Below are 21,528 nucleotides of genomic sequence, written 5' to 3'. Positions count from 1 at the left end.
GGTTTCTTGTTCAGAAACCAGGGGTTGCGGCGGGGAGGCCGCATCGTCTGGGGACTGATTTTTCTCGGAGGCAGTGATGGACTTTGACATGATCGAAACGGAAGTGATGGACGGCACCATCATCAAGGTGGTTGGCGTGGGCGGCGCGGGCGGCAATGCCGTGCAGCACATGATCAGCCGCGGCGTACAGGGCGTGGAATTCATCTGCATGAATACCGATGCCCAGGCGCTCAAGCGTTCGACCGCTTCGCGCGTGCTGCAACTCGGCAATACGGGCCTGGGCGCCGGCGCCAAGCCGGAAGTCGGCCGCGGTTGCGCCGATCAGGCCCGCGAGCAGATTGCCGACGCCCTGCGTGGCGCGCACATGGTCTTCATCACTGCCGGCATGGGCGGCGGCACCGGCACCGGCGCCGCGCCGATCGTTGCGCAGGTCGCCAAGGAGATGGGCATCCTGACCGTGGGCGTGGTCAGCAAGCCGTTCGACTTCGAAGGCGCGCGCCGCGCCAAGGTGGCCGAGCACGGTTCCAGCGAGCTGGAATCGAGCGTCGACTCGCTGATCGTGGTGCTCAACGAGAAGCTGTTCGAAGTGATGGGCGACGACGCCGAGATGGACAAGTGCTTCCAGTGCGCCGACGACGTGCTGCACAACGCGGTGGCCGGCATTGCCGAGATCATCAACGTTGACGGCCTGGTGAACGTCGACTTCGAAGACGTCAAGACGGTGATGGGCGAGCAGGGCAAGGCCATGATGGGGACGGCCACCGTGTCGGGCGTGGACCGCGCCCGCCTGGCGGCCGAGCAGGCCGTGGCCAGCCCGCTGCTGGAAGGCGTGGACCTGTCCGGCGCGCGCGGCGTGCTGGTCAACATCACCGCGAGCCGTTCGCTGAAGCTGTCGGAAACCAAGGAAGTCATGAACACCATCCGCAGCTACGCCGCGGAAGATGCGACCGTGATCTTCGGTACGGTGTACGACGACTCGATGAGCGACGCGCTGCGCGTGACGGTGGTGGCCACGGGCCTGGGCCGCTCGGCCAAGAAGCAACAGCCGATGACCCTGCTCAAGACCGGCACCGACAACATGCCGGTGCAGATGATGGCCAACATGAGCGCTGCTGCGGCCACGCACAGCTCGCCGGACTACAGCAACCTGGATACGCCGGCAGTGTGGCGCAGCTCGCGTGAGTCGGCATCGGCCCACGTGGCGGCGCTGCAGGAAAAGGGTGTGGATACGTACGATATCCCGGCCTTCCTGCGCAAGCAGGCAGACTGAAGCTGCCTGGCGCGGCATCGGTGCCTCCACCGGCCGCCTGACGGAACGCGTCGCCTGGTCGCGATGCACGTGCGCTCCCCATCCGCGCGTGCCTTGCATGGATTGACGTGAACCGTTGGGCTGCTGGCGGCGCCGCGCCTGCGCCGGACTGAGCTTCACCCGCATCCCGTCGCCGGGACGGGCGTGCCGCTGGCCGCCTCCCCGGACTGGTTTCCCGCCTTCCCGGTCGGGATGTATCGCCGTCCGCGCGGCGCACCCAAAAGGTGCGCCGCGCGGACGTCTTTGTAGGTGCGTCCGCAAGCAAGCTTCCACACGGATTCGCCCTGCGCCGCTGCCGCAACGTGTATCGCAATCCATGCGAATGTCACCGGATGTGATCCGGCTTTAGCAACGCGGACAGTGCGCCTATGATCGTTAGGTTGCCCTTCACCGGCGCGATTCCCATGCGCCTGCGCATCCGTCCTATCCTTCAGACACTCCAGGAAAACCAAGAGCCATGATCACTGTCGGTTCCCGCGTCCCGGACGCCACGTTGCAGGAATTCTTCGATACCGAAAGCAATGGCTGCGCGCTCGGCCCCAATGCGTTCAAGGTGGCGGACCTGGTCCGCGGCCGCAAGATCGTGGTGTTTGGCCTGCCCGGCGCCTTTACGCCGACCTGCTCGGCCAAGCATGTGCCCGGTTTTGTTCAGCACGCCGCGGCACTGCGCAAAGCCGGCGTGGACGAGGTCTGGTGCGTCTCGGTCAATGACGCCTTTGTCATGGGCGCCTGGGGGCGCGAGCAGCAGGTGGCCGGCACGGTGCGGATGATGGCCGACGGCAGCGCCGAGTGGATCCGCGCGCTGGGCCTGGAGCAGGACCTCACCGCGCGCGGCATGGGCGTGCGTGCCAAGCGCTTCGCGATGGTGATCGACGACGGCGTCGTGACCCGGCTTGACGTCGAGGCCCCGGGCGAATTCCGCGTCAGCAGCGCGGAGTCCGTGCTGGCGGCGTTGCGCGGCTGACACAGTCGTTCGGGTAAACGTGGAAAATACGCAACTTGTTAAGGGTGTGTTAACAGCCGGAAACAAAACCCGGCTGCAGCGGCCCTGAGGTGGTGGTAAAATCCCTTAATCAAAAAGATAACACGATAGATTTTAATAATAGTTGAGGCTGTCATGCTCAAACAGCGCACGATCAAATCCCTGGTGAAGACGGTTGGCATCGGCCTGCACTCCGGCCGCAAGGTCACGCTGACCCTGCGTCCCGCGGCCGCCGGCACCGGTATCGTCTTTACCCGCGTCGACCTGCCCGAGGCCGTCGAGATTCCCGTGGCCGCGTCGGCCATCGGCGACACGCGCCTGGCGTCGGTGCTGCAGAAGGATGGCGCGCGCGTCTCCACCGTCGAGCACCTGATGTCCGCGTGCGCCGGGCTGGGCATCGACAACCTCTACGTCGACGTCGACGCCGAGGAAATCCCGATCATGGACGGCAGCGCCGCGTCCTTCGTATTCCTGCTGCAGTCGGCCGGCATTGAAGAACAGAACGCGCCGAAGACCTTCATCCGCGTCAAGAAGCCGGTGGAAGTGCGCGAAGGCGACAAGCTGGCGCGGCTCGAGCCGTTCTTCGGCTTCAAGCTGTCGTTCACCATTGACTTCCGCCACCCGGCGGTCGACAAGACCGGCCAGACCTTCTCGATCGATTTTGCCGACACCAGCTACGTGCGCGAGATTGCGCGCGCCCGCACCTTTGGCTTTGCGCACGAGGTCGAAGCCTTGCGCGAGATGGGCCTGGCGCGCGGCGGCAGCCTGGACAACGCGATCGTGCTGGACGAGCACCGCATGCTGAACAACGAGGAACTGCGCTACGGCGACGAGTTCGTGCGCCACAAGATCCTCGATGCGATCGGCGACCTGTACGTGGTGGGCCACCCGCTGATCGGTGCCTATGTGGCGAACAAGTCCGGCCACGGCCTGAACAACCAGCTGCTGCGCGCGCTGCTGGCGGACCAGGAGGCTTACGAGCTGGTCACCTTCGACCGCGTCGAGGAAGCGCCGGTGGCGTTCCTGCCGCAAGCGCAGCCGGCGTTCGCCTGAGCCACGTCGCCAAGACAAAAAAGCCGACCTGCAAGGGTCGGCTTTTTTTTGGGGCACCGGCCGCCATGTCAGCGGTGGTGGGCCAGCAGCGTATTGAGCGCATCGCGCAGCGGCGAATCCGGCAGGCTGCGTGCCAGCTGATCCAGGTTGGCGAGTCCGGTGGCAGTCATGCGGCCGCCGGTGCGGGGCCGTGCCACGGGCTCGACTTCCCAGTCCGAATGGCGCTGCACCTCCGGCTGCACCCGCACGCGGATCGAGGTGACCGGCGAGCCGCGCTGCTGCAGGCGACCGAGCAGCGTGGGGACGACCTGGCGCACCCGTGCCGCGGCCGCGCCATGGGCCGCCAGCAATAGCAGCACCTGGCCGTTGGGGTCGACCGGATCGCGCTTGACGCCGGCCACGGCGAGGCCGGCGCGCATGCCGGCCGGCAGCAGCGCCAGCACTTCGGCTTCCAGCACCGACAGCTGGCGCGCGGTCTGCAGCAGTCCGGAGACCGGGCCGGCCTTGGCCAACCAGTCATTGAGCGGCTTGGCCGCGGGGGTCTGCAGGGCGGGATGGGTGAAGCGGCGCATGCGTCCATTCTAGCAAGGGGGCGTCGGGTCCTGCGCAAGCGCCCGCGCGGCCGGCCGTGACCCCGGCACATGATAAACTCGGCGTTTTGCGCCAATCTATCCATTACCGCGCCCGGCCGCCGGAGCAGCCCGCCTTCCCTGGGGATGCCAGCCCGGTTCCGCGCAGGTGAAAGCAATCGATGATCACGGGCCTTCTCAAGAAAGTCTTCGGCAGCCGCAATGAGCGGCTGATCAAGCAATATCGCCGCACGGTGGCGCAGATCAATGCGCTGGAGCCGAAGTTCGAACAGCTCTCGGACGACGAGCTGCGCGGCATGACCGAGGCCTTCCGGCAGCGCCACGCCGGCGGCGAATCGCTCGAGGCGCTGCTGCCCGAGGCTTTCGCCGTCTGCCGCGAGGCCAGCAAGCGCGTCATGAAGATGCGCCACTTCGACGTGCAGCTGATCGGCGGCATGGTGCTGAACGACAACAAGATCGCCGAAATGCGCACCGGCGAGGGCAAGACCCTGACCGCGACGCTGGCCGTGTACCTGAATGCCATCACCGGCAAGGGCGTGCACGTGGTCACCGTCAACGACTACCTGGCCCAGCGCGACGCCGAGTGGATGGGCAAGCTGTACAACTTCCTGGGCCTGTCGGTGGGTGTCAACCTGTCGCAGATGGCGCACGATGAAAAGCAGGCTGCCTACAACGCCGACATCACCTACGGCACCAATAACGAGTTCGGCTTCGACTACCTGCGCGACAACATGGTCTACGACCCGTCGCAGCGCGTGCAGCGGCCGCTGAACTATGCCATCGTCGACGAAGTGGACTCGATCCTGATCGACGAGGCCCGCACGCCGCTGATCATCTCCGGCCAGGCCGAGAACCAGACCGACCTCTACCAGCGCATGAACGGCATCCCCAAGCTGCTCGAGCGCCAGATCGGCGAGGAAAAGGCCGACGGCACCGGCGTCGAGAAGCCCGGCGATTACTACGTCGACGAAAAGGGCCACCAGGTCTACCTGACCGAGGCCGGCCACGAAAAGGCTGAGGAAATACTGGTCCAGCAAGGGCTGATCGGCGAGGGCGAGTCGCTCTACGCGCCGCAGAACATCACCCTGATGCACCACCTGTATGCGGCGCTGCGCGCGCACAGCCTGTTCCATCGCGACCAGCACTATGTGGTGCAGAACGACGAGGTGGTGATCGTCGATGAATTCACGGGCCGCCTGATGACCGGACGGCGCTGGTCGGACGGCCTGCACCAGGCGGTCGAGGCCAAGGAAGGCGTAAGCGTCCAGCAGGAAAACCAGACCCTTGCCACCGTCACCTTCCAGAACTACTTCCGCATGTACGAGAAGCTGGCCGGCATGACCGGCACGGCCGACACGGAAGCCTATGAGTTCCAGGAGATCTACGGCCTGGAAGTGGTGGTGATTCCCACCAACCGCCCGGCCCAGCGCAAGGACCTGCAGGACCAGATCTACAAGACCGGCAAGGAACGCTACGACGCCGTGGTGCGCGACATCCGCGACTGCTACGAGCGTGGCCAGCCGGTGCTGGTGGGCACCACCTCGATCGAGACGTCGGAATACCTGTCGGGCCTGCTCGACCGCGAGAAGCTGCCGCACCAGGTGCTCAACGCCAAGCAGCACGCGCGCGAAGCCGAGATCGTGGCCCAGGCCGGCCGCCCGAAGATGATCACCATCGCCACCAACATGGCCGGCCGCGGCACCGATATCGTGCTGGGCGGCAATGTGGAAAAGCAATCCGGCTTCATCGCGGCGGACGCCAGCCTGTCGGATGCCGACAAGGCGGCGCGCATCAAGCAGCTCGAAGACGAATGGCAGTCGCTGCACGAGCAGGTCAAGGCCGCCGGCGGCCTGCATATCGTCGGCACCGAGCGTCACGAGTCGCGCCGCATCGACAACCAGCTGCGCGGCCGTGCCGGCCGCCAGGGCGACCCGGGCTCGTCGCGCTTTTACCTGTCGCTGGACGACCAGCTGCTGCGCATCTTCGCCGGCGACCGCGTGCGCGCCATCATGGAGCGCCTGAAGATGCCCGAGGGCGAGCCGATCGAAGCCGGCATCGTCACGCGCTCGATCGAATCGGCGCAGCGCAAGGTGGAAGGCCGCAACTTCGACATCCGCAAGCAGCTGCTGCAGTACGACGACGTCGCCAACGACCAGCGCAAGGAAATCTACAAGCTGCGCAACGACGTGCTCGAAGCCAATGACGTCGGCGAGATGGTGGCCAACCTGCGCGAGAGCGTGCTGGTCGAGCTGTTCCGCGACCATGTGCCGGCCGACACCATGGAAGAGCAGTGGAACATCGCCGGCCTGGAAACGCGCCTGCGCGAGGACTGGGGCCTGGAAGTGCCGCTGGCGCAGACCATCGAGGGCGCGCAGAGCATCGAGGACGAAGAGCTGCTCAACCTGATCATGAAGGCGGCGGCGGAGCGCTACGACAGCAAGGTGGCGATGGTCGGCCGCGAGTCGTTTGCCGGTTTCGAGCGCTCGGTCATGCTGCAGAGCATCGATACCCACTGGCGCGAGCACCTGGCCGCGCTCGACCACCTGCGCCAGGGCATCCACCTGCGCGGTTACGCGCAGAAGGATCCCAAGCAGGAATACAAGCGCGAGTCGTTCGAGCTGTTCGCGCGCCTGCTGGACGTGATCAAGAACGAAGTCACGCGCGTGACCTTCAACGTGCAGATCCAGTCGCCGGAAGAACTCGAGCAGGCCTCCGAGGAGATCGAGGAAGGCCTGTCGCACCTGGAGAACGTGCAGTACAAGCACGACGAGTTCGCCGAAGGCCGCGAGCCGGTCGAGGAAGCGCCGTCGCACCGCACCGGCACGGCCATGGCCGCCGCCGAGCTGGCGCTGGCGGGCATGCCCAAGGTCGGCCGCAACGACCCGTGCCCGTGCGGCTCGGGCAAGAAGTTCAAGCAGTGCCACGGCAAGCTCAGCTGAACTGAGCCACGCCGGGCATCCGGCATGACGTTGCTCCCCGCCGCAGGGGAGTGACGCAAGAGGTAATCGAACATGCCCGCCTTCGCGGGCATGTTCGTCTGAAACAAGCAACAACAGAAGCGCGCTTCCAACAGAGGAGTTCCACATGCCCGTCAATCTTCCGCTGCCGCAGGCAGAGCACCTGAAACCCGTCGCCGGCGTGGAGCTGGGCTGGGCCGAAGCCGGCATCCGCAAGGCCAACCGCAAGGACGTGCTGGTGGTGCGCGTGGCCGAAGGCAGCACGGTGGCCGGCGTTTTTACCAGCAACCGCTTCTGTGCCGCGCCGGTGCAGGTTTGCCGCGAACACCTCGCTGTTGCGGACAAGTCGGGCAAGGGGATCCGGGCGCTGGTGGTCAATACCGGCAATGCCAACGCCGGCACCGGTGAACCCGGCCTGGCCAATGCCCGCGCCACCTGCGACGCGCTGGCCGCGCAGCTGCGCATCGGCGCCGAGCAGGTGCTGCCGTTCTCGACCGGCGTGATCCTGGAACCGCTGCCGGTAGACCGCCTGGTGGCTGGCCTGCCCGCCGCCATCGCCAACGCGAAGCCGGACAACTGGCTGGCCGCCGCCGAGGCCATCATGACCACCGACACGCAGCCCAAGGCGGCTTCGCGCACGGTGCAGATCGACGGCAAGACCGTGACGCTGTCGGGCATCAGCAAGGGCGCCGGCATGATCCGCCCCAACATGGCGACCATGCTCGGCTTCATCGCCATGGATGCCGCCGTGGCCCAGCCGGTGCTGCAGGCGCTGGTGTCGCATGCCGCCGACCACTCGTTCAACAGCATCACCATCGACGGCGATACCTCGACCAACGACTCGTTCGTGCTGATCGCGACGGGCAAATCCGGCGCGGTGGTCGACCGCGCCGAAGGCCCCGCGTTCGAGGCCCTGCGCGATGCGGTGACCGCGCTGGCGCAGGAGCTGGCGCAGATGATCGTGCGCGATGGCGAAGGCGCCACCAAGCTGATGACCATCCGCGTGGAAGGCGGCAAGGATGTGGCGGAATGCCGCCAGATCGCCTACGCGGTGGCGCACTCGCCGCTGGTCAAGACCGCGTTCTATGCTTCGGACCCCAACCTGGGCCGCATCCTGGCCGCGGTTGGCTACGCCGGCGTGGATGATCTGGACGTCGATCGCGTCAACCTGTGGCTGGACGATGTCTGGGTCGCCCGCGACGGCGGCCGCAACCCCGACTACCGCGAGGAAGACGGCCAGCGCGTGATGAAGCAGGCCGAGATCACCGTGCGCATCGCGCTCGGCCGCGGCCATGCCGAAGCCACCGTCTGGACCTGCGACCTGTCGCACGACTACGTGTCGATCAACGCCGACTACCGTTCCTAATCTGTCATTGTCCCCGCCATGTCCGACCTCGCCGCCCGCCTCGACAATTTCCTCGCCCGACTCGAACAATGGCTGCCGCCGCAACTGGGCGACGCCGACTGGCAGGAGGCCGTGGCATTTCGCTGGCGCAAGCGGCAAAGCCTGTTCGGCAATATCGGCTACCTGCAGCCGGTGCGCCAGCTGCCGCCGATCCACCTGGACGACCTGAAGAACATCGAGCGCCAGAAGGACGCCATCGTCGGCAATACGCGCCAGTTCGTGAACCGCCTGCCCGCCAACAACGTGCTGCTGACCGGCGCGCGCGGCACCGGCAAGTCGTCGCTGATCAAGGCGTGCCTCAATGCCTTCGTCAAGGACGGGCTGCGGCTGGTCGAGGTCGACAAGGACGACCTGGGCGACCTCGGCGATATCGTCGAGCTGGTCTCGCAACGCCCCGAGCGCTTCGTGATCTTCTGTGACGACCTGTCGTTCGAGGAAGGCGAGTCGGGCTACAAGTCGCTCAAGTCGGCACTGGATGGCTCGGTGGCGGCGCAGTCGGACAACGTGCTGATCTACGCCACGTCCAACCGCCGGCACCTGCTGCCGGAGTACATGAAGGACAACGAGACCTACCGCCACACCGACGACGGCGAGATCCACCCCGGCGAAGTGGTGGAAGAGAAGATCTCGCTGTCGGAGCGCTTCGGGCTGTGGCTGTCGTTCTACCCGCCCAAGCAGGACGAGTACCTGGCCATCGTCGGCCACTGGCTCCGCCACTTCGGCTGTACCGACGAGGACATCGCCGCCGCGCGCGGCGACGCGCTGGTGTGGGCGCTGGAACGCGGTTCGCGCTCGGGCCGCGTGGCCTGGCAGTTCGCGCGCGACTGGGGCGGCAAGCACGGCAAGCCGTATCTCCCGGAAGTTCCCGGCGAGGCGAAGGCATGAGCGTGGCGACGCAGAACCCTGCAACCACAGGCGGCAACCCGCCGCGCAAGGTGACCGAGGTGGCGGTCGGGGTGCTGGTGCAGCCCGACGGCCGCTTCCTGCTGGCACAGCGCCCGGCCGGCAAGCCCTACGAGGGCTACTGGGAATTTCCCGGCGGCAAGCTCGAGCCGGGCGAATCGGTGGAGGCGGCGCTGGCGCGCGAGCTGCATGAAGAACTGGGTCTTGATGTCACGCAAAGCGAGCGCTGGCACATCCTGGAACATGACTACCCGCACGCCTATGTGCGGCTGCATTTCTGCAAGGTCACGGCCTGGCAGGGCGAACCCGTCGGCCGCGAAGGCCAGGCGTTCTCGTGGCAGGGCACGCCGGTGACGGTGGGGCCGCTGCTGCCGGCAACCATTCCCGTGGTGGCGTGGCTGGCCGAGGAATCGCGCCACGGCTGAGCTTGCCGTCCGCATCACTGACAAGCGGCCGCGGCGCCCGCTTGTGCGCCGCCCGGGCCGGGCCGGCCCGGATCCACAGGAAAGGAACCCAGCATGCTACGTGTCGATCGTATCGCCGACGACGTTTCCCTGCCTGAACTGACCCTGCGCGGCATTGTCCTCGGTGCGCTGATCACGGTCGTGTTCACCGCCTCCAATATCTACCTGGGCCTGAAGGTCGGCCTGACCTTCTCGTCGGCGATCCCGGCGGCCGTGATCTCGATGGCCGTGCTGCGGCTCTTTCCCGGCGCCAACATCCTCGAAAACAACATGGTGCAGACGCAGGCGTCGGCCGCCGGCACCCTGTCGTCGATCATCTTTATCCTGCCCGGCCTGGTCATGCTGGGCCACTGGCAGGGCTTTCCCTTCTGGCAGACGCTGGCGATCTGCGCCGCCGGCGGCATGCTGGGCGTGGTGTTCAGCATCCCGCTGCGCCATGCCATGGTGGTGCAGAGCGAGCTGCCATACCCCGAGGGCGTAGCCGCGGCGGAAATCCTGCGCGTGGGCAGCGCCGCGCCGGCGCAGGCCACGCCGGGCCAGAAGCCGCAGGCGACCGGCCTGGCCGACCTGATGGCCGGAAGCCTGGTGGCGGGGCTGTTCAGCTTCGCCGCCGGCGGGCTGCGCGTGCTGGCCGAGGGTGCCAATTTCTGGCTGTCGGCGGGCGCCTCGGTGGTGCGGTTGTCGATGGGCTTCTCGCTGGCGCTGGTGGGCGCAGGCTATCTGGTCGGTATCGTCGGCGGGCTGGCGATGCTGCTGGGGCTGGTGCTGACCTGGGGCGTGGCGGTGCCGTGGCTGACCGCCGTCACGCCGCGCCCGGACGGCGCCACGCTGTCGGCCTTCGGCACCCTGGTGTGGAGCCAGCAGGCGCGGTTCATCGGCGCCGGCACCATCGGCATCGCCGCAATCTGGACGCTGCTGTCACTGGCCAGGCCGATGCTGGAAGGCATCCGCGCCTCGTTCGGCGCGCTGCAGGGCGGCCCGGCGGGGCAAGGCAAGATGCCGCGCACCCAGCAGGACATGCCGGCGAAGTGGATCGGGCTGGTAATGCTGGCGCTGCTGGTGGTACTGGTGACCGTGTTCGCCTGGTTCCTCGCGCCGGCGCCGCTCGATGGCGCGGCGCGCTGGCGCCTGGTGGTCTATGCGGTGGTGTTCGCGTTCATCTTCGGCTTCCTGGTGGCGGCGGCGTGCGGCTACATGGCCGGGCTGGTGGGCTCGTCGGCCAGCCCGATTTCGGGCATCGGCATCATCGCGGTGATCCTGGTGTCGCTGCTGATCCTGCTGGCGGGCCAGGCCGACGGGCTGCTGGACACGTCCGAGGGCAGCAAGTTCGCGATCGCGCTGGCGATCTTCACCACCTCGGCGGTGGTGGCGGTGGCTTCCATCGCCAATGACAACCTGCAGGACCTGAAGACCGGCTGGCTGGTCGGCGCCACGCCGTGGCGCCAGCAGGTGGCGCTGCTGATCGGCTGCGTGGTTGGCGCCGCGGTGATCCCACCGGTGCTGGAGTTGCTCTACAGCGCCTACGGCTTCGCCGGCGCGCTGCCGCGCGCGGGCATGGACCCCAACCAGGCACTGGCCGCGCCGCAGGCAACGCTGATGACCGCGATCGCCACCGGCATCTTCACCCACCAGCTCAACTGGACCATGATCCTGATCGGCATCGGGCTGGGCGTGGTGCTGATCGCGATCGACGAGGTCCTGCGCCGCCGTGCCGGTCCGGCGCAGCTGCCGGTGCTGGCGGTGGGCATCGGCATCTACCTGCCGCCGACGATCAGCTCGGCGCTGGTGGTGGGCGCCGTACTGTCGTGGCTCCTGCTGCGTGCCGAGCGCCGCCGCGCCACCGCGCGCGGCGACGATGTGAAGCTGGCGCTGGCGCATGCCGAGCGGCGCGGCACGCTGCTGGCGTCCGGCCTGATCGTCGGTGAAAGCCTGGTCGGCGTGATGCTGGCCGCGGTGATCGGCCTGTCAGGTAGCGATGCGCCGCTGGCGCTGGTCGGGGGCGGGTTTGAAGCGACCGCGCAATGGCTGGGCCTGGCGGTGTTCGTGCTGGTGTGCGTGGGCTTCTACCGCCGCGTGCTGGCGGCGGCGCACTGAAGGCGAGTGCGCCTGCGTCGCGCCTTCAGTCGTCCTCGTCTTCAGGCTGGTCGGCGGAGGTCTCGCCCGGCTTGCCGCCGATCACGTATTTCTCCGACGCCCAGGCGCCGAGATCGATCTGCTTGCAGCGCTCGGAACAGAACGGGCGGAATTTGTTGTCGGGCACCCAGGCCACCTCGGTGCCGCAGGTGGGGCATTTGACGACAGCAGGCATGGCGTTCAGCAGGCTTCAGAAATTGCAGAGTTTCAGCAGGAACGGGATATCCGCATCGACCGAGCGCGGGCGCAGGTCGCCGTCCTGTTGCGTGAAGCGCACCCACAGCATGTACTTGTTGGCACTCATCTCGGGGATGAAGGCCAGCAGCGAATCGTCCAGGTAGACCTGCATCAGCTGGTAGCTGCGGCCCGACAGCATCTGCTGGTAGCTGCCGCCGGTGGCGATCACCTTGCCGCTCTGGCCCGCTTCACGCAGCAGGCGCAGCACGATGGTGGTGCCCATGCGCAGCGACACCAGCGGACGCGCCCATTTCAGGATGTCGGCGCGGCGGTCTTCGGCGGGACGATGCTGCCACGCATAGTAGGCGGGCAGGTCGAACTCGCAGGTGCCACCGGGAATGATGGCGCGGCTGCGGATGCTGGTCAGCCACTCATTGTCGGTCAGCAACTGGCCGGCCTTGCCCACGGTCTGGTTGAGCAGGGCGATGCCCTGCTCGATCTCGCCGATGACCGCGTCGAGCGCGTCCTGGTCGATCTGCGGATTGGCGCGCAGCGGCGCCAGAGCCTGGCGCTGGCGCTCCAGCTCCTTGATCAGGTCGGTCTTCAGGTCGGCGCGTCCGGCGACGTCGATGATCTCGAACAGCGTGGTCAGCGCGACATGGTGCTGCTGGGCATGATCCTGGCCGAGGAAGTATTCCAGCCGATCGAACAGGTCCTCCAGGCGCAGGAGTGTCCTGATGCGTTCGTTGAAAGGGTATTCGTACAGAATCAAGTGCTGTGTCCGTGCAGGGCGTCGGGCGCTTCAGGGGCGGCCCGGTGCAGAATGAGGCCCGGGAAATACCGGAAAGGGTGATCTATGCGCGTTGGATACCGGCACTATGCGGCGATTTCCCGGCATGTTCCAGCGCATTCTATGCGAGACAAGGTCGGAGGACAATGTCGCGTGCGTGATGCAATGCGCCAGAGCGCCGGCCCGGCGCGTTATGGATGGACCGTGCCCGCGGCGGACAGTTCACGGTAGTAGCGGTCGAGCCGGTCGACCTGCGCCACCAGGGCTTCGACCGGCCCGTCGTTATCGATGACGTCGTCGGCACATGCCAGGCGCGCGCCGCGTGTCGCCTGTCTGGCCATGATTGCCAATACCTGCTCGCGGCTGAAGCCGTTGCGCGACATCACCCGGGCCACCTGCGTGGCTTCGCTGCAGTCGACCACCAGCACGCGGCCCACGCGCTCGCGCCACGAGCCCGATTCCACCAGCAGCGGCACCACGTAGATCAGGTAGGGATGCGCGCCCCCGGCGCGGATCGACTGCGCGCGTTCGGTGGTCAGCGCGCGGATCAGCGGGTGCGTGATGGCTTCCAGCCGCGCCTTGGCGGCCGGGTCGGCAAACACCAGCGCGCGCATCGCATCGCGGTCCATGGCGCCGTCCGGGCGCAGGCAACCCGGGCCGAAGGCCTCGACCAGCGCCGGGATGGCACGCCCGCCGGGGGCGGTGATTTCATGCGCGAGCAGGTCGGTATCGATGAGCGCGGCGCCGCGCGCGGCGAACATGTCGGCCACGCGGGTCTTGCCGCTGCCGATGCCGCCGGTCAGTCCGATTTCCAGCATGTGGGGTTCAGTCAGGCGTTGGTTGCCGCAACGATACCAGCTTCGGCGGCTTCAACCGCTATTCCATCATGGCCGCAGCCGCCGGGCACCGCGGCAGGCCGTTACCAGGCAAACCACGGCAGCACGCCGGGGCCGAACAGCAGCACCACCACGCCGGCCAGCGCAATAAAGGGCCCGAACGGGAACGGCGTATCGCGCTCCTGGCGACGCAGCGCGATATTGGCCAGCCCGAACAGCACGCCGGCCACCGACGACAGCAGCACCAGCGCCGGCAGCGCCTGCCAGCCGAACCAGGCGCCCAGCGCCGCCATCAGCTTGAAGTCTCCGAAACCCATGCCTTCCTTGCCGCGCAGCAGCCGGAACAGCCAGTACGCGATCCACAGCACCAGGTAGCCGGCGGCGGCGCCAATGACCGCGTCGGGCAGCGCCACGAACAGGCCGGCCAGGTTGAGCAGCAGGCCCAGCCATAGCAGCGGCAGCGTGATCTGGTCCGGCAGCAATTGCGTATCGGCATCGATCATGGTCAGTGCCAGCAGGCCCCATACCAGCACCAGCGCGGCCAGCGCCTGCGCGCCCGGGCCGAAGCGCCAAGCCACCAGCGCGCTCAGCACGCCGCAGGCCAGCTCCACCAGCGGATAGCGCACGCTGATCGGCGCCTTGCATGCCGAGCAGCGACCACGCAGCAACAGATAGCTCAGCACCGGCACGTTTTCCCACGGGGCGATGGCGTGGCCGCAATGCGGGCAGGCCGAGCGCGGCACCATCAGGTTGTAGCGGCCGGGGTAGGGCAGCGGGTCGCCGCGCAACTGGGCAATGTAGTTGGCCTCGTCGCGCTCCATCATGCGCGGCACGCGGTGGATCACCACGTTGAGGAAACTGCCGACCACCAGCCCGAGCAGCGCCGCTGCCGCCACCAGGAAGGCGGGCGGCAGCGCCGCCAGCGCGTGCAGCAGCGGCGCGGTGCCGGTCGGATAGGGAGATGCGGACCACACAGGCTGCATCGCTTACACCACCTGGCCCAGCTTGAAGATCGGCAGGTACATCGCCACCACCATGCCGCCAATCAGCACGCCCAGCACCACGATGATCAGCGGCTCGATCAGGCTGGAGATGGCGGCGACGGCATCGTCCACCTCGCGCTCGTAGAACTCCGCGACCTTCAGCAGCATGTTGTCCAGCGCGCCGGATTCTTCGCCGATCTGCGTCATCTGCAGCACCATGTTGTCGAACACATGGGTCGCCTGCATCGCGTTGGTCAGGCTGGTGCCGATGCGCACCGATTGCTCGATCTCGCGGGTGGCGTCGTAGTAGACCCAGTTGCCGGCGGCGCCGGCCACGGACTCCATCGACTCCACCAGCGGCGTACCGGCCGCGAACATCGTCGCCAGCGTGCGGGTCCAGCGCGCGATCACGGCCTTGCGGAACAGGTTGCCGAAGATCGGCAGCTTCAGCAGTGCGCGGTCGGTGGCGCGCTGCACCTTCTCGGATTTCTTCAGTGCGCGCAGGTAGAAACTGATGCCGGCCACCGGTGCGCCGATCACCAGGTACCAGTACTGGACGAAGAAATCCGAGATCGCGATCACCAGCAGCGTCGGCGCGGGCAGGTTGGCACCGAAGCTGGAGAACACCCCCTTGAACGCCGGGATCACGAACAGCATCAGGATCACCGTGACGGCAAATGCCACGGTCAGCACCGCGATCGGATAGATCATTGCCGACTTGATCTGGCTCTTCAGCGCGATGGTCTTCTCCATGTAGAGCGACAGGCGCTCCAGCAGCGAGTCCAGGATGCCGCCCTGTTCGCCCGCGTCGATCAGGTTGCAATACAGCGTGTCGAAGTACTTCGGATGGCGCCGGAACGCCGCGGCCATGCTGCTGCCGGCCTCGATGTCGAAGCGGATGTCGGACAGCAGCTGGGTGAAGTTGGGATTTACGTGCCCACGCGCGATGATATCGATCGACTGCAGCAGCGGGATGCCGGCCTTGAGCATGGTCGACAGCTGCCGGGTGAAGTAGGCGATGTCCTTCTCGGTGATCTTGCGCCCGCGCGCGGCCTTGCGCTTTTTCAGCTTGACGATGGTCAGGCCCTGCTTGCGCAGCGTGGCGGTGACTTCGGCCTGGTTTTCGGCGCGCAGCTCGCCAGTGAAGGTCTTGCCCTTGCGGTCCTTGCCTTCCCACTCGAAGATGTACTGGGTGGGGGCCTTGCGTCCCTTCCCTGATTTGGCCCGTGACGGTGCCCCCGTCCGGGCGCTCGCTGCTGGTGCGCGCGTCGCCATGGTATTGACCCCCGATGCAAATGACGCTTGTTCTGCGTCTTGTCTTTACGTTGTGTGGTGCTTCCCTACGTATTAGTGGTCGCCAGCACTTCTTCGAGTGACGTGACGCCCTGCTTCACCTTCAGCAGCCCCGCTTCGCGCAACGATAGCACGCCGTCCTTGCGCGCCTGCTCGGCAATCTGCAGCGCGGTCCCGTGCGCCAGGATGATCTCCTGCATGGCCTCGGTAATCGGCATCACCTGGTAGATGCCGCAGCGGCCCTTGTAGCCGGTGCCATTGCAGCGCTCGCAGCCGACCGGGTGGTAGGGCTGCCAGCTGCCGTCCAGGTCGTGCTCGCGAAAGCCCGCTTCCAGCAGGGCCTCGCGCGGGATCTCGCCCTCGCGCTTGCAGGTGCACAGCCGCCGCGCCAGCCGCTGCGCGGTGATCATCAGCACGCTCGAGGCAATGTTGAAGGCGGCCACGCCCATGTTCATCAGGCGGGTCAGCGTGGTCGGGGCGTCATTGGTGTGCAGCGTCGACAACACCAGGTGGCCGGTCTGCGCGGCCTTGATCGAAATGTCGGCGGTTTCCAGGTCCCGGATTTCGCCGACCATGATGATGTCCGGATCCTGGCGCAGGAACGATCGCAGCGCCGCCGCAAAGGTCAGCCCCGCCTTGTCGTTGACATTGACCTGGTTGATGCCCGGCAGCTGGATTTCGGCCGGGTCCTCGGCCGTGGAGATATTGATGTCGCCCTGGTTCAGCAGGTTCAGGAAGGTGTACAGCGACACTGTCTTGCCGCTGCCGGTGGGGCCGGTCACCAGCACCATGCCATAGGGGCGCTTGATCACGTCCAGTAGCAGCGCCTTCTGCTCCGGCTCATAGCCGAGCTGGTCGATATCGAGCTTGTCGGACGACGATTCCAGGATCCGCATCACGATCTTCTCGCCGAACAGCGTCGGCAGCGTCGACACGCGGAAGTCCACCGCCTTCTCGACGGTTTCCTTGGCGTCCTTGTCCTTGGGCAGCGCGATCAGCAGCTTCATGCGGCCGTCCTGCGGCACGCGCTTTTCAGAAATATCCAACCGCGACAGCACCTTGATGCGCGTTGCGATCTTGTCGCGGATGTCCAGCGGCGGGCGCGCGACCTCCTGCAGCACGCCATCGACGCGGAAGCGGACGCGGTAGAAGGTCTCGAACGGCTCGAAGTGCAGGTCCGACGCGCCGCGGTGGAAGGCTTCGGTCAGCAGCTTCTGCAGGAAACGCACCACTGGGGCGTCGTCGATGTTGTCGGCCGTGGTGCGGTTGCGCTGGTTGCCGGCGGCGGCCACCGGATCGTATTCGATCATCTTGCGCTCGGCCTGCACCGGCGAGATGTTCTTGAGCGTGCCCAGCGCCTCGCCGGCGGCGCGCACATGCTTCATCAGCTTGTCGTGCTCGACCACCACCGCTTCGACCGGCAGCTTGTACTTGTCGCGGATCGCGTCCAGGCCGGCCTGGTTGGACGGATCGGAGATCGCCAGGACCAGGCGGTTCTCGCGCCGGCCCAGCGGCAGCAACCGGTGGGCATGGAATTCGCGGTTGCCGGCCAGCGCCGGCGGCACCTTGGCGAGGTTGTACTGGGCCAGGTCCAGCAGCGGCAGCTGGTACTTGTCCGCGGCGAACAGCGCCAGGTCGTGCGCGCTCATGGTGCCGCTGCCGACGATCTCGTCGATCAGCTGCGATTGCTTTTCACGCGCGGCCTGCTCCAGCTGAGCAAGCAGGGCGGGCGCGATACGCCGGCTCTGGGCCAGGGCAAGTCCGAGTGTCATGGCAGGTGCGCGATGCAGTTAGGCGGTAAGGCATGCAGGCAAGGGCGGACGTACCCACGTCCCCGGCTCGGGGCAGTTTGACGCTGGGGTCACTTTTTGTAAAGGCGATGACGGCGGGGTATTGGCGTTTGCGCGACACGGGCGCAACCCTACTTGCGCGGGGAGAAATGGCGCTGATAAATGACAGGGTTGGGGGCTTCGGACCGTCCGCCAGCGTCGTGGCGCAACAAGGGTGGCGGAATTCCGCGGAGCCAGAATGGCAAAAGGCCGAACTCACTGAGTTCGGCCTTTTTAAATCTGGTCGGGGTGAGAGGATTCGAACCTCCGGCCTCTACGTCCCGAACGTAGCGCTCTACCAGGCTAAGCTACACCCCGATTTGGTCTGCCGGCAGACGTTTTGGCGTCAGCAGCAAAGAACGTAAGTTTAGCAGTGTTTTTTTTGGAATGGAAGAGGGCGGAGGCAAACGCCGCGCGTCCCGGGTCAGGACTGTCGCTGCAGCGAGAACGCGCAGAGCTGGATCAGAGTTTCCTTCAGTTCGGACGGCGGGAACTGCCGGGCCGCCTGCTCGGCGGCTTCGGCCTCGCGCCGTGCGGCTTCGAAGGTGACCCCGAGCGCGCCACTGGCGTGGATCGCGGCAAAGACGGCGTCGAAATGCTCGGTGCCGCCTTGCACGATCGCGTCGCGCGCCAGCTGGCGCTGCTCCGCGGTGCCGTGCTCCAGCAGGTGCAGCAGCGGCAGGGTGGGTTTGCCTTCGCGCAGGTCGTCGCCGGCGTTTTTGCCCATCTGCTCGGCACTGGCGGTGTAGTCCAGCATGTCGTCGATCAGCTGGAACGCGGTGCCGATGCGGCGGCCATATTCGGCGGCGGCTTCTTCCATCTGTGCGTCGGCGCCGGCCAGCACCGCACCCAGCTGCGCGGCGGCCTCGAACAGCTTGGCGGTCTTGTAGCGGATCACCTGCAGGTAGCGCTCGACGGTGACGTCGGGGTCGTGCATGTTCAGCAGCTGCAGCACTTCGCCCTCGGCGATCACGTTGGTCGCGTTGGACAGGATCTCCATGATGCGCATGCTGCCGGCATCGACCATCATCTGGAACGCGCGCGAATAGAGGAAGTCGCCCACCAGCACGCTGGCGGCATTGCCGAACACGGCGTTGGCGGTGTCGCGCCCGCGCCGCAGCTCGGACTCGTCGACGACATCGTCGTGCAGCAGGGTCGCGGTATGGATGAATTCCACGACGGCGGCCAGCTCATGGTGGCGGTTGCCGTCGTAGCCCAGCGCGCGCGCCGTCAGCAGCAGGATCACCGGGCGCAGGCGCTTGCCGCCGGCACCGATGATGTATTCGCCAATCTGTTCGATCAGCGGGACTTCGGAAGACAGCCGCTGGCGGATAACAGCATCGACCGCGCGCATGTCTGCAGCGACCGGGGCAAGCAAGGCAGTGGCGGAAGGCTGGGGCAAGATGAGATCACCGTTACGCAAAACCGGTCGATTATATGCGATGCACGCGGCGTTCTACGCATGCATGCCCCGGGTTCTTGCCGGGCGGCGGCTCAGGCTATGCGTGCAGGGCGTCGATAAGCGGCGCTACTATAATCCGGGCATGGACAAGCCCGTACCTCGCCGCCCACTGCGCCGCACCGCCTGGTGGGTGGCGTTTGCCGCACTGGCGGGGTTTCTTCTCGCCGATCTGACCTGAGCGAAGCCGTCACCGGGTGTGCCGGCCGCGCCGCTCACAGGCTATGTGCCTGTTTTCTTTGCGGTTTTCCCAGATCTCGTTTACAATTCCCGGTTTCCTCCGGTAGTCGCTCGCCTTGCGGGTCCTTGCCGGTGGGGGATAACCGGGGCCGCATCGCGCGGTTTCGGCGTTTTATTCACATCCGAGAGGTTCGACAATGTACGCGGTCGTAAAAACCGGCGGCAAGCAATACAAGGTTGCTGCTGGCGAAAAACTGAAAGTAGAACAGATACCGGCAGACATTGGCGCAGAAATCACGCTCGACCAGGTGCTCGCAGTGGGCGCCGGCGACCAAATCAAGTTTGGTACGCCGCTGGTGAGCGGGGCTTCCGTCAAGGCTACCGTTATCTCCCAGGGTCGTCACGACAAGGTGAAGATCTTCAAGATGCGCCGTCGCAAGCACTACCAGAAGCGTCAGGGCCATCGTCAGAATTACACCGAACTGCGCATCGAAGAGATCGTTGCCTGATCGATCGAGCGTAATCCGGTAAAGCGACAGGAGTAAGACATGGCACAGAAAAAAGGCGGCGGTTCCACGCGGAACGGCCGTGATTCCGAATCGAAGCGTCTGGGCGTGAAGGTGTTTGGTGGCCAGGCCATCAACGCCGGTGGCATCATCGTGCGCCAGCGCGGTACCCGCGTGCATGCCGGCGACAACGTCGGCGTGGGCAAGGACCACACGCTGTTCGCCCTGATCGACGGCCACGTGCAGTTCGCCGTCAAGGGCCCTGCCAAGAAGCAGCAAGTCAGCGTCGTCCCGGCGGCCTGATCACAGCCTTTGCAGGATGAAAGGCCCCGCAACGCTTGCGGGGCTTTTTCTTTTCTGGCGAAGTAAACTACGCCGGTCCCCGATCTGCCGATCCATCACGGAAAATCCATCATGAAGTTCATCGACGAAGCCCGAATCGAAGCCATTGCCGGCAACGGCGGCAATGGCAGCGCCTCGTTCCGGCGCGAGAAGTTTGTGCCCTTCGGCGGCCCGGATGGTGGCGACGGCGGCCGGGGCGGCAGCGTGTTCGCCCAGGCGGACCGCAATATCAATACGCTGATCGACTTCCGCTACGCCAAGAAGCATGTGGCCAGGAACGGCGAAAATGGCCGCGGCTCCGATTGCTACGGCGCGGCCGGTGAAGACATCACGCTGCGCATGCCGGTAGGCACGCTGATCACCGACATGGACACCGGCGAAGTCATTGCCGACCTGACCGAGCATGGCCAGCGCGTGTGCCTGGCCGAAGGCGGCATGGGCGGCTGGGGCAACCTGCACTTCAAGTCCAGTACCAACCGTGCGCCGCGCCAGCAGGTCGACGGCAAGCCGGGCGAGCGCCGCATGCTCAAGCTCGAGCTCAAGGTGCTGGCCGACGTCGGCCTGCTGGGCATGCCCAACGCCGGCAAGTCGACCTTTATCTCGCATATTTCCAATGCGCGCCCGAAGGTGGCGGACTATCCGTTCACCACGCTTCACCCCAACCTGGGCGTGGTGCGCGTGGACCACGAGCAATCGTTCGTGGTCGCCGACATTCCGGGCCTGATCGAAGGCGCGGCCGAGGGCGCGGGCCTGGGCCACCAGTTCCTGCGCCACCTGCAGCGCACCGGGCTGCTGCTGCATATCGTGGACCTGGCACCGTTCGACGAAGCGGTCGACCCGGTCGCCGAGGCCAAGGCCATCGTCAACGAGCTGAAGAAGTACGACGAAACGCTGTACGAGAAGCCGCGCTGGCTGGTGCTGAACAAGCTCGACGTGGTGCCCGAGGACGAGCGTGCCACCCGCGTAAAGGACTTCCTCAAGCGCTACAAGTGGAAGGGCCCGGTGTTCCAGATCTCGGCGCTGACCGGCGAAGGCTGCCGCGAGCTGATCTACGCGATCAAGGACCACCTGCAGGCGATCAAGGCCGAGGAGGCCGCGGCGCTGGCAGAGCCGGACATCCGCCTGGACGAACGGCTGCATAACGTCGACCAGGGGCAGGGCGAGGCATAAGCGGCGCGCCTGACGCGTGCCTCTGGTTGGCTCCCCTCTCCCGCTTGCGGGAGAGGGGCAGGGGGTGAGGGCGGGGGCCCGATCGGGCGTGGCGCCTTGTCAAACCACCCCTCACCCTGCCCTCTCCCCTGAGGGGGGAGAGGGAAACACAATCGCAGACAGGATTT

At 66.3% G+C, this 21,528-nt stretch carries 20 protein-coding genes and 1 tRNA gene; 12 read left to right on the top strand and 9 right to left on the bottom strand.

Annotated features, from left to right (window positions below; genetic code table 11):
* Nucleotides 1-76 precede the first annotated feature (76 nt).
* From ftsZ to lpxC, 3 genes are all read left to right on the top strand, one after another.
* Complete coding sequence (ftsZ, locus tag ACOCMH_RS30905) at nt 77-1,270, top strand: cell division protein FtsZ (protein ID WP_018310619.1); 1,194 nt, start codon at nt 77-79, stop codon at nt 1,268-1,270.
* 496 nt (nt 1,271-1,766) lie between these two features.
* Complete coding sequence (locus ACOCMH_RS30900; protein WP_427311397.1) at nt 1,767-2,273, top strand: peroxiredoxin; 507 nt, start codon at nt 1,767-1,769, stop codon at nt 2,271-2,273.
* Between the two features lie 153 nt (nt 2,274-2,426).
* Nucleotides 2,427-3,344 (top strand): UDP-3-O-acyl-N-acetylglucosamine deacetylase, encoded by a 918-nt coding sequence (gene lpxC / locus ACOCMH_RS30895; protein WP_427311395.1) that lies wholly within the window; start codon nt 2,427-2,429, stop codon nt 3,342-3,344.
* 68 nt (nt 3,345-3,412) lie between these two features.
* Here lpxC and ACOCMH_RS30890 read toward each other — a convergent pair whose 3' ends face one another.
* Nucleotides 3,413-3,916 (bottom strand): DciA family protein, encoded by a 504-nt coding sequence (locus ACOCMH_RS30890; protein WP_427311393.1) that lies wholly within the window; start codon nt 3,914-3,916, stop codon nt 3,413-3,415.
* Between the two features lie 179 nt (nt 3,917-4,095).
* Here ACOCMH_RS30890 and secA point away from each other — a divergent pair, with 179 nt between their 5' ends.
* From secA to ACOCMH_RS30865, 5 genes are all read left to right on the top strand, one after another.
* Nucleotides 4,096-6,873, top strand: coding sequence for a preprotein translocase subunit SecA (secA, locus tag ACOCMH_RS30885; protein ID WP_427311391.1), 2,778 nt, complete (start codon nt 4,096-4,098; stop codon nt 6,871-6,873).
* A gap of 145 nt (nt 6,874-7,018) precedes the next feature.
* Nucleotides 7,019-8,257 (top strand): bifunctional glutamate N-acetyltransferase/amino-acid acetyltransferase ArgJ, encoded by a 1,239-nt coding sequence (argJ, locus tag ACOCMH_RS30880; RefSeq protein WP_427311389.1) that lies wholly within the window; start codon nt 7,019-7,021, stop codon nt 8,255-8,257.
* Nucleotides 8,258-8,275: 18 nt separating this feature from the next.
* Nucleotides 8,276-9,181, top strand: a complete 906-nt coding sequence (locus tag ACOCMH_RS30875; RefSeq protein ID WP_171517661.1) for an ATP-binding protein — start codon at nt 8,276-8,278, stop codon at nt 9,179-9,181.
* Nucleotides 9,178-9,624: an NUDIX domain-containing protein gene (locus ACOCMH_RS30870; protein ID WP_427311387.1), complete on the top strand. Its 447-nt coding sequence runs from the start codon at nt 9,178-9,180 to the stop codon at nt 9,622-9,624. Before ACOCMH_RS30875 ends, ACOCMH_RS30870 begins: the two co-directional genes overlap by 4 nt.
* Nucleotides 9,625-9,717: 93 nt before the next feature.
* Nucleotides 9,718-11,757 (top strand): OPT family oligopeptide transporter, encoded by a 2,040-nt coding sequence (locus ACOCMH_RS30865; protein WP_427311385.1) that lies wholly within the window; start codon nt 9,718-9,720, stop codon nt 11,755-11,757.
* Nucleotides 11,758-11,782: 25 nt separating this feature from the next.
* Here the strand turns inward: ACOCMH_RS30865 and ACOCMH_RS30860 are convergent, their stop codons facing one another.
* The 8 genes from ACOCMH_RS30860 to ispB form a co-directional block, all read right to left on the bottom strand.
* Entirely contained in the window at nt 11,783-11,971 is a 189-nt protein-coding gene (locus ACOCMH_RS30860; protein WP_013958063.1) for a DNA gyrase inhibitor YacG, read from the bottom strand.
* 15 nt (nt 11,972-11,986) lie between these two features.
* Entirely contained in the window at nt 11,987-12,745 is a 759-nt protein-coding gene (zapD, locus tag ACOCMH_RS30855) for a cell division protein ZapD (RefSeq protein ID WP_116337923.1), read from the bottom strand.
* Between the two features lie 209 nt (nt 12,746-12,954).
* Entirely contained in the window at nt 12,955-13,581 is a 627-nt protein-coding gene (gene coaE / locus ACOCMH_RS30850; RefSeq protein WP_427311383.1) for a dephospho-CoA kinase, read from the bottom strand.
* A 101-nt stretch (nt 13,582-13,682) separates the two neighbouring features.
* The gene (locus tag ACOCMH_RS30845; RefSeq protein WP_427311381.1) at nt 13,683-14,582 is read right to left on the bottom strand and encodes a prepilin peptidase; all 900 of its coding nucleotides are present in this window, start codon (nt 14,580-14,582) and stop codon (nt 13,683-13,685) included.
* Between the two features lie 3 nt (nt 14,583-14,585).
* Nucleotides 14,586-15,857, bottom strand: coding sequence for a type II secretion system F family protein (locus tag ACOCMH_RS30840; RefSeq protein WP_427311379.1), 1,272 nt, complete (start codon nt 15,855-15,857; stop codon nt 14,586-14,588).
* Nucleotides 15,858-15,922: 65 nt separating this feature from the next.
* Nucleotides 15,923-17,647: a type IV-A pilus assembly ATPase PilB gene (gene pilB, locus ACOCMH_RS30835; RefSeq protein ID WP_427311378.1), complete on the bottom strand. Its 1,725-nt coding sequence runs from the start codon at nt 17,645-17,647 to the stop codon at nt 15,923-15,925.
* Between the two features lie 298 nt (nt 17,648-17,945).
* Nucleotides 17,946-18,022 (bottom strand) — tRNA-Pro (locus ACOCMH_RS30830).
* A gap of 106 nt (nt 18,023-18,128) precedes the next feature.
* A complete protein-coding gene (gene ispB / locus ACOCMH_RS30825; RefSeq protein WP_427311377.1) occupies nt 18,129-19,058 on the bottom strand; it encodes an octaprenyl diphosphate synthase in 930 nt (309 codons plus the stop codon).
* On the opposite strand from ispB, the gene ACOCMH_RS30820 reads away from it, so the two are divergent.
* The 4 genes from ACOCMH_RS30820 (at nt 19,057) to obgE (ending at nt 21,361) form a co-directional block, all read left to right on the top strand.
* Nucleotides 19,057-19,344, top strand: coding sequence for a hypothetical protein (locus ACOCMH_RS30820; RefSeq protein ID WP_427311375.1), 288 nt, complete (start codon nt 19,057-19,059; stop codon nt 19,342-19,344). The genes ispB and ACOCMH_RS30820 overlap by 2 nt on opposite strands.
* A 196-nt stretch (nt 19,345-19,540) precedes the next feature.
* The gene (rplU, locus tag ACOCMH_RS30815) at nt 19,541-19,852 is read left to right on the top strand and encodes a 50S ribosomal protein L21 (protein ID WP_427311373.1); all 312 of its coding nucleotides are present in this window, start codon (nt 19,541-19,543) and stop codon (nt 19,850-19,852) included.
* 39 nt (nt 19,853-19,891) lie between these two features.
* Complete coding sequence (gene rpmA, locus ACOCMH_RS30810; protein ID WP_012353931.1) at nt 19,892-20,152, top strand: 50S ribosomal protein L27; 261 nt, start codon at nt 19,892-19,894, stop codon at nt 20,150-20,152.
* Nucleotides 20,153-20,263: 111 nt separating this feature from the next.
* Complete coding sequence (gene obgE, locus ACOCMH_RS30805) at nt 20,264-21,361, top strand: GTPase ObgE (protein WP_427311371.1); 1,098 nt, start codon at nt 20,264-20,266, stop codon at nt 21,359-21,361.
* The last annotated feature ends 167 nt before the right edge of the window (nt 21,362-21,528 follow it).

The sequence above is a fragment of the Cupriavidus sp. H39 genome (assembly GCF_050271075.1).
In the GTDB taxonomy this organism is placed as follows: domain Bacteria; phylum Pseudomonadota; class Gammaproteobacteria; order Burkholderiales; family Burkholderiaceae; genus Cupriavidus; species Cupriavidus necator_B.
The sequence above is the reverse complement of the archived record's forward strand: the minus strand, read 5'-3'. Positions and strand labels throughout refer to the sequence as shown.